Here is a 14,520-nt window from a genome sequence, read left to right on the forward strand (position 1 = left end):
GTCAGCGGTGGGCCGACTGCTGCGTCTTGCGGCGGCGCGTCACCAGGAAGGCACCCGCGCCGGCCAGGGCCACGGCCGTAGCGGCCAGCAGGCCCACCGGGGCGCTGGACCCCGTCTCGGCCAGATCGCCCCCGCCCGTGCCCGGGGCGGTGCTCTCCGAGGCCGACGGCACGGCACCCGGTGATTCCGGCGTGGTCGTGGCCGGAGCGGTGGCCGACGGCGTCGAGCCCGGCTCGTCGGTCGGGGTGCCGGTCGGCTCGTCGGTCGGCGTGCCCGTGGGGGTGCCGGTCGGCTCGTCGGTCGGGGTGCCCGTGGGGGTGCCGGTCGGCTCGTCGGTCGGGGTGCCCGTGGGGGTGTCGGTCGGCGTGCCCGACGGCGACGGCGTCACCGAGGCCGGGCAGGTGTGCGACAGGTTGAACTTGTTCTGCGGGACCGTGCCGTTGATCTCGGCGGTGACCGCGGTCAGCTGCGCACCGGGCTCGGAGACGGCGTAGGCGTGGTCGTCCTTCGGCGGACCGAAGACCGTGATCTCCTGCGCGCCGCCCGGCTCGAAGGTGACCGTCAGCTTGGTGAAGGTCGCGCTGTTACCGGGGAGGACGAAGTGCCAGCCGTCCTTGTCGGACGGAACACCAGGGCACTTCCCGGGGGCCTTCCCGTCGGCGAACTCGGCGGCCGTCACCGGGAGCTCCTGGCGCAGCGTCGGGTTGCTCGAATCGGTGCCCGTGGCTATGGCGGCCGGCGCCAGCACGAGAGAGGTCGTCACGGCAGCGGCCAGCGCGCCGAAGGGGATCAGGATGCGTTTCATGGGCAGTCGTCCGTAGCGAGAGGTGAAGGTTGCGTGGAGGGGTGGCGGGGGCAGCTTAACCGTGCCACCGAGCCTCCGAGACCCCCGCTCGATAACGATCGAGGCCGCGACCGGGACCTTGGCCACACCACGGGCAAGCTCTGCGCCCGGGAGCGTTCCCCGACACCCCCCGGCGGACCGGCGCCGCGGGGCGCGCCGACCCGCCACCGCGCCCCGGACGGGACGGCCGCCGTACCTCCGCCCCGCCGCACACGGCCGCGGGGCGACCCCGCAGGCCGCACACGGCCACGGCACCTCCACGCGCCGCACACAGCCACCGCACCCCCGCCCGCCGCACACGGCCACGGCGAGGCCGTAGGCCGCGCGAGTCACGCGACGCGATCACCCAGCCGCCCCCGCGCCCGCGCGACGATCAGGAGTTGTACGCGCTCTGCGCCCGCTCCAGCCCTTCCGCCAGCAGACACTCCACCGCATCCGCCGCCCGGTCCACCAGGTACGCCAACTCCTTGCGCTCCGCCGAACCGAAGTCCTTCAGCACGAAGTCCGCGACCTGCATCCGCCCCGGCGGACGCCCGATCCCGAACCGCACCCGGTGGTAGTCCGGCCCCATCGCCTTCGTCAGCGACTTGAGCCCGTTGTGACCGTTGTCCCCGCCGCCCAGCTTCAGCCGCAGCATCCCGTAGTCGATGTCCAACTCGTCATGGACCGCCACCACATGATCCGTCGGCACCTTGTAGAAGTCCCGCAGCGCCGTCACCGGACCGCCCGACAGGTTCATGTACGACATCGGCTTCACCAGCACCACCCGCCGGCTCCCCGGACCCGGCGGACCGATGCGACCTTCCACCACCTGCGCCTGCGCCTTCTGCGCGCGCTTGAACTTCCCGCCGATCCGTGTCGCCAGCAGATCGGCCACCATGAACCCGGCGTTGTGCCGGTTCGCCGCGTACTCGGGCCCGGGGTTGCCGAGGCCCACGATGAGCCAGGGGTCGGTGGCGTCGGACATCAGCGCTCGGTCTCCTCGTACGGGTACAGGCGGATCGGACACAGGGGGACGGCAGGCGAACGGGGCGGCGGCTCCCCCGGAAGGGAACCGCCACCCCGTCAGTCAAGCAGGTGGAACAGGTGCAGCGGAGGGCGAGGCTCAGGCCTCGGCACCCTCGGTCGCCTCGGCGGCCTCGCCCGCGGCCGGCTCCTCGGCCTGCGCGGCGACGACCTGGATCACGATGGCGTCCTCGTCACCGGCGAGCACGGAGCCCTTCGGCAGCGGAACGTCCTTGGCGACGATCGAGTCGCCGGCGTCCAGGCCCGCGACGGAGACCGTGACGGACTCGGGGATGTGGGTGGCCTCGGCCTCGACCAGCAGGGTGTTCTGCACGAACTCCAGCAGGTTGGCGCCCGGCGCCAGATCGCCCTCGACGTGCACCGCGATCTCGACCTCGACCTTCTCGCCACGCTTCACGGTGAGCAGGTCGACGTGCTCGATGGTGCCCTTGAGGGGGTGACGCTGCACGGCCTTCGGGATGACCAGCGCGTCCTTGCCGTCGATCTCCAGACCGATCAGCACGTTGGCCGTACGCAGCGCCAGCAGGACCTCGTGACCCGGCAGCGTGACGTGGACCGGCTCGGCACCGTGGCCGTAGACGACCGCGGGAACCTTGTCGGCACGACGGATACGGCGGGCGGCACCCTTGCCGAACTCGGTACGGACCTCGCTGGCGAGCTTGATCTCGGCCATGTTGCACTCCTCGTCAGGTACGGAGAGCCGTCGGGGGTGACGGAACTCGAACGGTCACCCGGCCCACGACAGGCCTGCTACGAAGAGCGCGTCGATAACGGACCGCCGTACACACAGGTACGGCCTCCCTCGCCGAGCAACTCGCTGAGTCTACCCGGCGGGGAGGCCGCACCCCAAAGTGGATCAACAGGGACCGCTCAGGCGGTCAGCCCTGCTCCTCGAAGAGGCTCGTCACCGAACCGTCCTCGAACACCTCACGCACCGCGCGCGCGATCGTCGGCGCGATCGACAACACCGTGATCTTGTCCAGCTCCAGCTCACCCGGCGTCGGCAGCGTGTCCGTGAACACGAACTCGCTCACCTTCGAGTTCTTCAGCCGGTCCGCCGCCGGACCCGACAGCACCCCGTGCGTCGCCGTCACGATGACGTCCTCCGCACCGTGCGCGAACAACGCGTCCGCCGCGGCACAGATCGTGCCACCGGTGTCGATCATGTCGTCGACCAGCACGCAGACCCGGCCCTCGACGTTGCCCACGACCTCGTGGACCGAGACCTGGTTCGGCACGTCCTTGTCACGGCGCTTGTGCACGATCGCCAGCGGCGCGTCCAGCCGGTCGCACCAGCGGTCCGCGACCCGGACCCGGCCCGCGTCCGGGGACACGATCGTCAGCTTCGAACGGTCGACCTTGGCACCCACGTAGTCCGCCAGGATCGGCAGCGCGAACAGGTGGTCCACCGGACCGTCGAAGAAGCCCTGGATCTGGTCCGTGTGCAGATCCACCGTGAGGATCCGGTCCGCACCCGCCGCCTTCATCAGGTCCGCCACCAGACGGGCCGAGATCGGCTCGCGGCCCTTGTGCTTCTTGTCCTGACGGGCATAGCCGTAGAACGGCACGATCACCGTGATGGAGCGGGCCGACGCGCGCTTCAGCGCGTCCAGCATGATCAGCTGCTCCATGATCCACTTGTTGATCGGAGCCGTGTGGCTCTGGATCAGGAAGCAGTCCGCGCCCCGCGCCGACTCCTGGAAGCGGACGTAGATCTCACCGTTGGCGAAATCGAAGGCCTTCGTCGGCACGAGACCGACTCCCAGCTGATGGGCGACCTCCTCGGCCAGCTCGGGGTGGGCGCGGCCGGAGAAGAGCATCAGTTTCTTCTCGCCGGTCGTCTTGATCCCGGTCACAGCACAGTCTCCTCAGACGTGTATCTGGCGCTGCACGCATAGGTCCCGATGTGCAACGAGCCAGCCGAAATGGGTGAGCATCTATCACGGTACGCCGTCACCGGCGCACCTGTTTCCGGTCAGCTTTCGCCGTCGGCTCCCTGCGACGACGCCTGAGCAGCCTGAGCGGCGGCGCTGCCCGGACGCTTCCGGGCCACCCAACCCTCGATATTCCGCTGCTGGCCCCGGGCCACGGCCAGCGAACCGGACGGCACATCCTTCGTGATCACCGACCCGGCTGCGGTGTAGACCCCGTCCCCGACCGTGACCGGTGCCACAAACATATTGTCCGAACCGGTACGGCAGTGGGAGCCGATCGTCGTGTGGTGCTTGGCCACCCCGTCGTAGTTCACGAAGACGCTCGCCGCACCGATGTTGGTGTGGTCGCCGATGGTGGCGTCCCCGACGTAACTCAGGTGCGGGACCTTCGTCCCCTCCCCGATCGTGGCGTTCTTCATCTCCACGTACGTACCGGCCTTGGCCTTGACCCCCAGCCGCGTCCCCGGCCGCAGGTAGGCGTACGGCCCCACGGTCGCCCCGGGCCCGATCTCGGCAGAGAGCGTCACGCTGTTGTCGATGCGGGCTCCGGCGCCGACGAGGGTGTCCTCGATCCGCGAGTTCGGCCCCACCTCCGAGTCCTCCGCGAGATGCGTGGTCCCCAGCAGCTGCGTCCCCGGGTGCACGAGGGCGTCGCGCTCGTAGGTGACGGTCGCGTCGATCAACGTGGACGCCGGGTCGACGATCGTCACGCCCGCGAGCATCGCCCGCTCCAGCAGCCGCTCGTTCAGCAGGCGGCGGGCCTCGGCCAGCTGGAGCCGGTTGTTGATCCCGAGGATCTCGCGGTGGTCGCCCGCCACGGACGCCCCCACCCGGTGCCCCGCCTCACGCAGGATCGACAGCACATCGGTGAGGTACTCCTCGCCCTGGCTGTTGTCGGTCCGCACCTTGCCCAGCGCGTCGGCCAGCAGCGACCCGTCGAACGCGAACACCCCGGAGTTGATCTCACGGATCGCCCGCTGCTCGTCGGTCGCGTCCTTGTGCTCGACGATCTCGGTGACCGCCCCGGTGGCCGGGTCGCGCACGATGCGCCCGTAGCCGGTCGAGTCCGGGACCTCGGCGGTCAGGACGGTGACCGCGTTGGCGTCGGCGGCGTGGGTGGCGGCGAGCGCGCCGAGCGTCTCGCCGGAGAGCAGCGGGGTGTCGCCGCACACGACGATCACGGTCCCGTCGACGACCCCGCCCAGCTCTTCGAGCCCCGTCCGGACGGCGTGCCCGGTCCCGTTCTGCTCGGCCTGGAAGGCGGTGCGCACGGGGGCCTCGCCGGCGTTCAGATGCGCGGTGACCTGCTCGCTGGCGTGCCCGACGACCACGACGAGGTGCTGGGGCTCCAGCTCCCGGGCGGCGGCGACGACATGTCCGACGAGTGAGCGCCCGGAGATCTCGTGCAGGACCTTGGGGGTCTTCGACTTCATACGGGTGCCCTCACCCGCTGCGAGGACGACGACGGCTGCCGGGCTGGTTGCGCTCACGGATGTGCCCTTCGGCTTCGGGTGGTGGTCATCCGCAGGATACCGGGGGTGTTTCGGCGGGGAACGAGGGCGGGCCCCGACCGGTGTGGTCGGGGCCCGCGTGCCGGGGCTCCCCCATCAGGATTTGAACCTGAACAGACGGTACCAAAAACCGCAGTGCTGCCTGATTACACCATGGGGGATTAATTCCGGCTAAACCGGACATTGCGTCGGCTTGCCGGATCGGCACCCAACACTATGCCGTACCAAGCGCCTTCTACGCGACGATAGAGCTCGGCGCTCTTGGTCACGTAGATGACGAGGCAGCCGTGATAGGCCTCGCCGGTGTTCTTGCGGTTGGTCTTGGGGGAGTGTTTCTTGAGCGTCGCCTTCATGAAGTCGCCACGGGGCACCCCGGTGAGCTCCGACCAGAAGCTCTCGGCCTCCGGTACGTTCGCCGATTCGTGGATGCTGACGCGCAGGCGCAGCCGCTCGCGTGTGACGCCGAGCAGGTCGAGCCAGTCGAGGTAGAGCTTGATCACGTTGGGGTCGCTGTTGACGAAGAGCAGGCTCTCCCGGCGGCTGTACGGCTTGTCCTTCATGCCCTCGGCCCAGTAGAGCGCGACTCCGGCGACGAACAGCTCTCGGTCCGACAGCTCGCCCACGGACTCGCGCGCGGCCTGCTTCGTCGCCAGCCTTTCCCGGTCCTGGCGGGCGCGGAGGCCGGCCAGGCCCGCGTTCATCCGTGCAAGACGCTCCTCCTCCGTGTAGCGCGGTTCCGGCTTCGGCAGATCCCGTACCCAGAGCGAGATCGAACTCTTCGAGCACCCCAGCTCCACCTGGATCTGGTCGTACGTCATGCCCTGGAGGCGCAGCTCCCGGGCCTTCGCTCGCAGGTCGTCCTTGGCGCGGGGGCGCTTCGTCCACTCCGGGGCCGGTTCGCCCTGGAGGAGACGGTGAAGCATGTCGTTGTTGAAGACCTTCAGCCGGTCCCTGATCTGCCGGACGCTGAGGCCTTCCCTGCGCAGCGCCACCGCCCGGGCGCGCAGGCCCTCGAAGTCGGCGTGCTTGCCGGTGGTTTCCGTCATACGGTGATCGTCGTCCGGAATATGAACGTCCGGGTCGAAAGCCTGGTCGATTCGCCATTTCGGGCGATCGGTGTGCGTTTCGTGCACGTTCGAACGCGGAACGTGCTGTTACCGGGCACGGGAAAACGGGATGCGTCCGCCCGTAGGCTGGATGCCATGACCGCAACGGGGGCAGACCAGGAGGCGGCGGGATCGACCACCCGCGGCTACTGGTGGTGGGAGCGGCGGCGGAGTGTCGCCCTGGACGTGGGACTGGCGCTGGTCTCGGCGCTGGAGTGTGGCCTGGAGGGGGTGGAGTTCGCCGGGAACACCGGGCTGCCGGTGTCGGTGGGTGTGGTCTTCGGGCTGCTGGCGGGTTCGGTGCTGGTGGTGCGGCGGCGGTGGCCGATCGTCGTGGTGCTGGTGTCGATCGCGATGACGCCCGCCGAGATGGGCTTCCTGATGGCCCTGGTGGGTCTGTACACGCTGGCGGCGTCGGAGGTGCCGCGCCGGATCACCGTCGTGCTGGCGGGGATGGCGCTGGTGGGGACGTTCATCGTGACCTACGTACGGCTGCGCCAGACCGTGGCCGAGGAGGCCGACTTCGGGCCGGAGGACTGGTATGTGCCGCTGGTCTCGGTCTTCATGGCGGTGGGGCTGACGGCTCCTTCCGTGTTGTTCGGCCTGTACATAGGGGCCCGGCGCCGGTTGATGGAGAGCCTGCGGGAGCGGGCGGACTCGCTGGAGCGGGAGTTGTCGCTGCTGGCGGACCGGGCGGAGGAGCGGGCCGAGTGGGCGCGTACGGAGGAGCGGACCCGGATCGCGCGGGAGATGCATGACGTGGTGGCCCACCGGGTGAGTCTGATGGTGGTGCACGCCGCGGCGCTTCAGGCCGTCGCTCCGAAGGACCCGGCGAAGGCGGTGCGGAACGCCGCGCTGGTGGGGGAGATGGGGCGGCAGGCGCTGACGGAGCTGCGGGAGATGCTGGGCGTGCTGCGGAGCGGTGACGCGCTGGTGGCGCCCGCGGCTGCCGGTGAGGGCGGGCGCGCGGTTCCGCTGGCCGCGGTGGGGCAGGCGGCTGCCGCCGCCGCTGCCGCCGCTGCGGCTTCGGAGGACGGGCCCCGGCTGAGCGAGCTGGAGGCGCTGGTCGCGCAGTCGCGGCAGGCGGGGATGGCGGTGGAGTTGTCGGTCGACGGCGAGTTGCGTCCGTATGCGCCCGAGGTCGAGCAGACGGCGTTCCGGGTGGTGCAGGAGGCGCTGACGAACGTCCACAAGCATGCGGCGGGGGCGAAGGCGTGGGTGCGGTTGGCGCACCGGGGGTCGGAGGTCGCGATGCAGGTGGAGAACGGTCCGTCGGACGCGGCGGTGGCGGATGCGGGGTTGCCGAGCGGGGGGAACGGGTTGGTGGGGATGCGGGAGCGGGTGCTGGCGTTGGGGGGCGTGTTCGTGTCCGGTCCTACGGACGCGGGGGGCTTCCGGGTGTCGGCGGTGTTGCCGGACAGGTCGAGCCCGTCCGGCGCGTAGGGGCGCGGCGCCTCCCCGGCCCGCCCTCGAACGCCCGACGGGCTGGGAGGAGCCCTACGCGCCCTGCGCGCCGGACGGCGGCGGGCTCGACAGGCGCGTCGGCTGGGCGCCCGTGACCAGGGTGGTCAGGGCCTCGTCGATGTCCTGGCCGAGGAACCAGTCGCCCGTGTGGTCGATGCTGAACACCCGCCCCTCGGTGTCGATCGCGAGTACCGCCTGCTCGTCGCCCTCCGCCCCCAGGGGGGCGACTTCCGTCTCCAGGGCCCGGCCCAGGTCGCCCAGGGTGCGGGCGAGGTGCAGTCCGTGCAGCGGGTCGATGCGGATGGCGGCGGGGGCGATCTGTCGGCCCGGTGCGGACGCGGTGATGTGGAGGGCGCCGAACTCGGCCCAGGCCTCGACCGCCGCAGGGAAGAGCGCGTGCCGGTGTCCGGCGGGCGAGGTGTGGGCGCGCAGGGCGTCGGCCCACTCCTCGGCCTGCCGGATGTCCCAGCGGCCGGGCTGCCATCCGGCCTCGCGCAGGGCGGCGTCGACGGGGACGGCGAAGCGGGTGGAGTTGTGCTGCCGCGGAAGCCGTACCGGTGGCGCGGAGGGCGCCGGGGGTCCCGGGGGTGTGGTGGGCGGCGGGTGCGGGAGGTGGTCGCGCATCGGTGGGCGGTCAGCCCTTCTCGGCGGTGGTCGCGGCGCCGGTGGTGGTGAGGTCGACGGGGCGTACGCCGAAGTGGGAGAGGAGTGCCGAACAGGACCGGCACGGTGGTGCGTAGCTGCCGTGGAGCGGGTCGCCGTCCTCGCGGATGCGGCGGGCGGTGATGCGGGAGTGCTTGAGCGCGCGCCGGGCTTCTCCGTTGGTCAGGGGTTTTCGCTGGGCGCGTTTGGAGCGGCCGCTCTCGGCGGCGGTGAGCTGCCGGGAGAGCAGTATGGCTTCGGGGCAGCGGCCGGTGAACCGTTCGCGCTGGCTGCTGGTGAGGGTGTCGAGGAAGTCCTGGACGAGCGGGTGCAGCGCGGGTGGCTGGTCGCCCTTGCCGGCGGTGCAGGTCAGGGTCTCTCCGCGTACGGACAGGGCGGCGGCCACGGCGGGGAGGATCCCGTCGCGGCGGTGGAGCAGGTGGGGGGTGCGGTTGGTCTCGGTGTTGCTCCAGTTGAGCCGCGGGTCCCCCGAGGTTCCGGGCGGTCCCGATGGTCCCTGGCCCCCTGATGGTCCCGTTGTGCCGGATGCACCGCCTGGCGTTCCGGGTGTGCCGGACGCTCCGGGCGTACCGGATGTCCCGGTTGTCGCTGTTTGTGCCGAATGCATGGTGCTGTCGTCCCTCCCTGCAATCCCCCGAGTTGCGGGGACAGCCTGCCAAATGTGAAGCGAGGTGGGGAAGCTGGGTGGGGGAAACGTGTCTGCGTGTCGCCCGAAGGTGCGAGACCGTCGCCTCACCGTCACGTGAACGTGACGCTTGGTGACGTGACCAGCAGGGCGGCCCCCCTGTGGCCCCACCGCTTAGGCTGTGCGGAACCACCAGACGCAGCAGGGGGCAACCGCCATGACGACAGGTCGGCTCGGGCAGCAAGCCGCGCCACCGAACGCGGCCTATGCCGGGCAGGTCGTGCACTTCCCGGACCCGGTCCGGGCGTCCCGTCACCCCAGAGGTGTACGTGTGGGCGGCAGCGGCTACCCGGAGTTCTCGCCCTACGCGCGCGCCGCCGCCGAGATCGCCGACCCCCCGCCGGGGTTCGGTGTCGACGAGCTGAGGCTGACGGACTACGTGTCGGCGAACGCGGCGATGGCGGCCTCCGGCCATGAGCTGTGGGACACGATTCCCGCGGTGGCGACGCCGCACGGCTGGACCTGGCACCACGTGGCGGGCGGCCGGCGGATGGAGCTGGTGCCGGTCGAGGTGAAGGCGCTGCTGCGCCACCACGGCGGTCTGGCGACGACCGAGGTGGACCAGGACCGGCGGGGCACGCGCCCGTTGCAGGAGACCCGTCCGGCCCACTTCCGGCTGCCCAAGGGCGCGGTCGCGGTGAGCGAGCAGCAGATCCAGGGCGTCGAGGAGGACCTCGGATACCGGCTGCCCGGCGCCTACCGCTCCTTCCTGAAGGCGGCGGGCGGTTCGGCCCCGGTGGGGGCCGCGCTCGACGCCGAGCTGGGGCTCCTGGTGGACCAGCCGTTCTTCACGGTGCGTGACCAGGCCGGGGTCAACGACCTGGTGTACGTGAACAAGTGTTTGCGGGACCACTTCACCAAGGACTATCTGGGCGTCGCCTTCGTGCAGGGCGGGATCCTGGCCGTGAAGGTGCGCGGGCAGGGCGTCGGTTCGGTGTGGTTCTGCCCGTACGACGATGCCCGGGACCAGGACGGCTGGAGCGTGCAGGAGCGCGTCGAGCGGCTGCTGCTGCCCTGCGGCGAGGACTTCGACGCCTTCCTCCAGCGGCTCGCGGGCAACCCGCCGGAGCTGGAGACGGTGGCGAACCTGATGGTGGACGGTGGCTTCGCGCGCACCGTCCCGGTGGAGGGGTGAGCGCGGTGGTGACTTTCGCGCAGGCGCAGGAGCGGGCGGACGAGTGGGTCAACGGTGACGTGCCCGCGTACCAGCACCGTGAGGTCCGGGTCCGTGAGTTCGAGCTGGGTTTCGTGGTGTGGGCCGAGGACCGGGCGGAGGGCCCGGTCTCGGACGGTGGCCGTCAGCGGCTGGTGATCGCCCGGGACAGCGGTGAGGCGACGTTGTGGCCGGGGCTGCCGGTGGGTGAGGTGATCCGGCGGTACGAGGAGGAGTACGGGGCTCCGTCGGGTGCGCCGGTCGCCGCGCCGGAGCCGCCGCAGCGGGTGGACCTGAACCAGACGTCGTTCCTGCTGACGCCCCCGGAGTGGCTCCAGGAGGCGGCGGACAAGCTGGGCATCCCGGACCACCGGGCGGAGCGGCGGGCCGCGGCGGCGGAGGCGGGCGAAGGAGAGGGGACGGGATCGGCAGAGGCAGAGGCAGCGGCAGCTGCGGACGAGCCGGCCGACTCCTCCGTATCCACGCCGTCCCCTTCTTCGTCCACGCCGTCCCCCTCTCCAGCTTCCGCCGCCGCGTCGGATGAGCCCGCCGAGCCCGCCCCCGGCGGCTCCGCGACCTCCTCTCCCGCGTGGCCCGCCGCGGGTGGCGGCGCGGGCGGGGCCTACGAGCCCACCGCGTCCGACGGGGTGCCCGCCGGGGCGACCCCGTGGGCGGGTACGGACACCAACTCCACGGACTCCGACGACGGAGCGGTCCCCCTGCCCGCGACGGTCTTCGCGCCGCCGCTCTCGGGGACCGACGACGAGGAGGCCCCGCCGCCGGTGGTGTCGGCCGAGGCGCCGACCGCGCTGATGTCGGGAGGCAGTCAGCTGCCGCGTACGCAGGTGGCCCCCAGGATCCGGCCGGCCGACGAGGGCTCCCCGGATGCGGCGGGCTCCCCGGGCGCCGGGGACATCGCGGACGCGGCCACCAGCAAGGCCGTGGTGCCGCCGCGCGGCACGCGCGGCGGCGGGCCGACCACCCCGCCGCCGCCCGGTGCGCCCGGGATCCCCGGTGCGACCCCGCCGCCCTCGGGTCCCGGCGCGCCCGGTGCCCCGGCGGGCGGGTACATCCCGACGCAGCTCGTCTCCCAGCTCGGCCCGCCCGCGCCGCCCGGCTCCACCCCGCCGCCCGGCCCGCCCGGCGCCCCGCAGCCGCCCGCTCCTCCCGGTCCGCCGGGTGCCACGCCGCCTCCGGGCGGTGGGGTCCACCAGGCGGCGACGATGCTCGCCGACGGGAGCAGCATCGGCGCGGGCGTCCCGGGCGCGCCCCGCCCGCCAGGCCCTCCCGGTGCCCCGCTGCCCCCGGGCCCGCCCGGCGTACCCGGAGCCGGTGCCAGTGCCGGAGCCGGTGTCGGAGCACCCCGGCCGCCCGGCCCCCCCGGCCCCCCCGGTCCGCCGCCGGGCGCCACGCCGCCTCCCGGTGGCGGGGTGCACCAGGCCGAGACGATGTTCGCGCACTCCGGCCCGATCCCGGTCCCCGGTCCGCCGGGTCCCCCCGGCCCGCCGGGTGCTTCCCAGGGCGGCGCCCCCGGTCCCGTACAGCACCACACCCCGCCGCCCCCGGCGTACGGCTATCCGCAGCAGCCGGGCGGTCTGCCGACCGTGGGCCCCGGCTACCAGGCCGTGCTGCGGTTCCGGGCGCCGGACGGCAGTGAGCAGCAGCTGATCCGCCGCTCGGCGCCGGGCACCCCGCACCCCGAGTGGCAGATGCTGCACGAGCTGCGGGCGATGAACGTCGCCCCGCAGCAGGTGATCGAGCTGCACACGGAGCTGGAGTCGTGCGAGCTGCCGGGCGGGTACTGCGCCCGGATGATCCGGGAGACCTGGCCGCAGGTGCGGATCACCAGCGTGGCTCCGTACGGCACCGATCACGCCAGCCGGCAGCAGGGCATGCACCATCTGCTGACCCACCAGGGCGAGTTGCACCAGGTGGCGGACGGTCCGGCGCGCTCCGCCCCGGTGCGGGCGCCGCTGCCGCAGGTGCCGCCCGCCCCCGCGCTGCCGCCGGAGGGCGTGGCCGAGGAGTTGCTGCAGGCGTTCGGCCCGCAGGGGATCCTCCGGTTCGATCAGCGTGCGGTCTCCCGTCAGGGGGTGCCGGACGTGGTCGCGCGGACCCTGGTGTGGGCGGGGCTGCCCGCCGACTTCGGGCCGTTCTTCTGGGCGCAGCCGGGGCAGCCGGTGGTGCCGACGCTGGGCGAGCTGGCGGCGCAGCGGCAGGTGCAGGCCGCGCCGGATGCCGGGTCGTACCTGGTGATGGGCACGGACTTCGGGCGGGCGGTCTGCGTCCAGTACGGGACGGCGAACATCGTGGCCGTGCCGGTGGAGGCGGGGCCGGGCGGTCAGCCGGTGCCGCCGCAGTTCGTCAACACGGGGCTGCCGGAGTTCGTGCGGTCGATGGCTCTGCTGGGCCGGATGTGGCGGCTGCGGTACGGGCTGACCCCGGAGCAGGCGGGGCGGTGGACCGTCGATTTCCAGGCACAGCTGGTGGCGCTGGATCCGGCGGCGCTGGCCTCGCCGGAGAGCTGGTGGTCGGTGCTGCTGGAGCAGATGTGGGACGGTCTGCTCTGATCCGTACCCCTGGCCGATAAGCGTCGTACGAGGCACCCGCTCCGGGACGGATCGGGTGCCTCGCCACGTTACGGGCGTGTGACGCCGGTCGCTTTCCGTCCTGAAAGCATCTGATCGATTCCGACTTCCGGCCCCATTTGCCGCATCCTTGGCTTATCACGGGAGACCCGTGTGCGTCCGCGTGTCCGTAAGTCGTAGAAGGGCTTCAGGCTATGAGTGCTGGACCGGTGTCCGCGTTCGACGTGGTCGGCATGCGGGGGCGTGGCTACCGCCCGGACCAGGTCGACCGTGCCGTGGCCGAGCGCACGGCCGAGCGGGAGCGGGCGCTGGCCGAGGTCGCACGGCTGGAGGGGCTCGCGCAGGAGCTGGCGGCCGGGGCGGCCCGGCTGGCGGAGACCGCGGCGGCGCTGCCCGAGCAGGACTACGCGGAGCTGGGGGAGCGGGCCCAGCGGATTCTGGGGCTGGCGCGGGAGCAGGCCGAGGCGTTGCGGGCGGACGCGGAGGCGGCGGGCCAGGAGCTGGCGGACGCGGCCGACGCGGCGGGCCGGGCGGCCGTGGGCGCGGCGCGGGAGCAGGCCGAGGCGGTGCGTGCCGCCGCGGTGGCGGCGGCCGAGGAGCGGGTCGCGGAGGCGGTCCGGGAGGCGGAAGGAGTGCTGGCGGCGGCCCGTGAGGAGGCCGGGGAGGTCCGCGGGGCGGCGGAGGCCGCTATGGCGCAGACCCGGAGCCGTACGGCGAGTGTGCTGGCCCACCAGGAGCAGGAGCACGCCGAGCGCCACAAGGCCGCCGAGGCCGAGATCGCCGCCGCCGAGGCCGAGTCGGAGGCCCGCCACGCGGCGCTGACCGAACGGGCGGAGGTGCGGCTCGCGGAGGCGGCCCGCGCGCTCGCGGAGGCCCAGGAAGCCGCCCGTCACGGCCAGGAGGACGCGGAGGCGCGGGCGGCCGAGCTGCTGGCGCAGGCCCGGGTCCGCGAGGAGCGGATCGTCCGGGAGACCGAGCGGGTGCTGCGGGAGCACGAGGAGGCCCGCGAGGAGGTCCAGGCCCACATGGCGCATGTCCGCAGCTCGCTTGCGGCGCTGACGGGCCGGGTGACGGCGGGGGCGGAGGACTGAGCCTCGGCGCCTGCCGGGTCGGAGCCGAAGCCCTCGGTGACCGCCCGCCGGACTCACGGGTGAACTCCGCCACCGGTCGGGCCGGAAGCTGAACTCCGCTACCTGTCGGGCCGGAAGTTGAACTCCGCTACCTGTCGGGCCGGGGGCTGAACTCCGTCGGGCGCCGGGCTGAACTCCGTCGGCTGTCGGGCGCGGGGCTGAATTCCGCCGCCCGTCCGGTCGAGGGCTGAACTCGCCGCGCCTCGCGGGGGATTCGGCCATCGTGGCGGCAGGCCGATCCTCGCGGCTCGTCCGGCATGCGGGTAATCCGGGCATAACCGATATCGACCTCCCCAGGGCTTTTCCTGTGTGGTATGGATCACTCCTGGGCGGGCGGGTGCGTATGCCTCGTGGGGGTGGGTATCAGGGCGCCTCCCGTCCTTGCGCGGGAGCGGGGACGCCCTTCCGGAATGTCT

General features: G+C 72.6%; 12 protein-coding genes and 1 tRNA gene. 4 read left to right on the forward strand and 9 right to left on the reverse strand.

Going from position 1 to position 14,520, the window contains the following annotated elements:
* Nucleotide 1 precedes the first annotated feature (1 nt).
* The 7 genes from AC0682_RS03225 to AC0682_RS03255 all read right to left on the reverse strand — a co-directional run bounded on the left by AC0682_RS03225 (nucleotide 2) and on the right by AC0682_RS03255 (nucleotide 6,361).
* The gene (locus AC0682_RS03225; protein ID WP_478530685.1) at nucleotides 2–805 is read right to left on the reverse strand and encodes an LPXTG cell wall anchor domain-containing protein; all 804 of its coding nucleotides are present in this window, start codon (nucleotides 803–805) and stop codon (nucleotides 2–4) included.
* Nucleotides 806–1,217: 412 nt separating this feature from the next.
* Complete coding sequence (pth, locus tag AC0682_RS03230; RefSeq protein WP_478530686.1) at nucleotides 1,218–1,811, reverse strand: aminoacyl-tRNA hydrolase; 594 nt, start codon at nucleotides 1,809–1,811, stop codon at nucleotides 1,218–1,220.
* A gap of 138 nt (nucleotides 1,812–1,949) precedes the next feature.
* Nucleotides 1,950–2,543 (reverse strand): 50S ribosomal protein L25/general stress protein Ctc, encoded by a 594-nt coding sequence (locus tag AC0682_RS03235; RefSeq protein ID WP_254812372.1) that lies wholly within the window; start codon nucleotides 2,541–2,543, stop codon nucleotides 1,950–1,952.
* 205 nt (nucleotides 2,544–2,748) lie between these two features.
* Nucleotides 2,749–3,726: a ribose-phosphate diphosphokinase gene (locus AC0682_RS03240; protein ID WP_018492778.1), complete on the reverse strand. Its 978-nt coding sequence runs from the start codon at nucleotides 3,724–3,726 to the stop codon at nucleotides 2,749–2,751.
* Nucleotides 3,727–3,845: 119 nt separating this feature from the next.
* Entirely contained in the window at nucleotides 3,846–5,294 is a 1,449-nt protein-coding gene (gene glmU, locus AC0682_RS03245; RefSeq protein WP_478530687.1) for a bifunctional UDP-N-acetylglucosamine diphosphorylase/glucosamine-1-phosphate N-acetyltransferase GlmU, read from the reverse strand.
* A 109-nt stretch (nucleotides 5,295–5,403) separates the two neighbouring features.
* A tRNA-Gln gene (locus AC0682_RS03250) sits at nucleotides 5,404–5,476 on the reverse strand.
* Nucleotides 5,477–6,361: a hypothetical protein gene (locus AC0682_RS03255; RefSeq protein ID WP_478530688.1), complete on the reverse strand. Its 885-nt coding sequence runs from the start codon at nucleotides 6,359–6,361 to the stop codon at nucleotides 5,477–5,479.
* A 156-nt stretch (nucleotides 6,362–6,517) separates the two neighbouring features.
* On the opposite strand from AC0682_RS03255, the gene AC0682_RS03260 reads away from it, so the two are divergent.
* Nucleotides 6,518–7,864, forward strand: coding sequence for a sensor histidine kinase (locus tag AC0682_RS03260; protein WP_478530689.1), 1,347 nt, complete (start codon nucleotides 6,518–6,520; stop codon nucleotides 7,862–7,864).
* Nucleotides 7,865–7,918: 54 nt separating this feature from the next.
* Here AC0682_RS03260 and AC0682_RS03265 read toward each other — a convergent pair whose 3' ends face one another.
* Together AC0682_RS03265 and AC0682_RS03270 are read right to left on the reverse strand one after the other, a co-directional pair.
* A complete protein-coding gene (locus AC0682_RS03265; RefSeq protein ID WP_478530690.1) occupies nucleotides 7,919–8,509 on the reverse strand; it encodes an SUKH-3 domain-containing protein in 591 nt (196 codons plus the stop codon).
* 10 nt (nucleotides 8,510–8,519) lie between these two features.
* On the reverse strand, nucleotides 8,520–9,155 hold the full coding sequence (locus AC0682_RS03270; protein WP_254812376.1) for a YwqJ-related putative deaminase: 636 nt from the start codon (nucleotides 9,153–9,155) through the stop codon (nucleotides 8,520–8,522).
* A gap of 235 nt (nucleotides 9,156–9,390) precedes the next feature.
* Here AC0682_RS03270 and AC0682_RS03275 point away from each other — a divergent pair, with 235 nt between their 5' ends.
* The 3 genes from AC0682_RS03275 (at nucleotide 9,391) to AC0682_RS03285 (ending at nucleotide 14,065) form a co-directional block, all read left to right on the forward strand.
* Nucleotides 9,391–10,368 carry an SMI1/KNR4 family protein gene (locus AC0682_RS03275; RefSeq protein ID WP_254812377.1) on the forward strand — a complete coding sequence of 326 codons (978 nt, stop codon included), beginning with the start codon at nucleotides 9,391–9,393 and terminating at the stop codon, nucleotides 10,366–10,368.
* A 5-nt stretch (nucleotides 10,369–10,373) separates the two neighbouring features.
* Complete coding sequence (locus tag AC0682_RS03280; protein ID WP_478530691.1) at nucleotides 10,374–12,956, forward strand: SUKH-4 family immunity protein; 2,583 nt, start codon at nucleotides 10,374–10,376, stop codon at nucleotides 12,954–12,956.
* A 212-nt stretch (nucleotides 12,957–13,168) separates the two neighbouring features.
* Nucleotides 13,169–14,065 (forward strand): cellulose-binding protein, encoded by an 897-nt coding sequence (locus AC0682_RS03285; RefSeq protein WP_478530692.1) that lies wholly within the window; start codon nucleotides 13,169–13,171, stop codon nucleotides 14,063–14,065.
* The last annotated feature ends 455 nt before the right edge of the window (nucleotides 14,066–14,520 follow it).

The sequence above is a fragment of the Streptomyces sp. NPDC043746 genome, assembly GCF_056436485.1.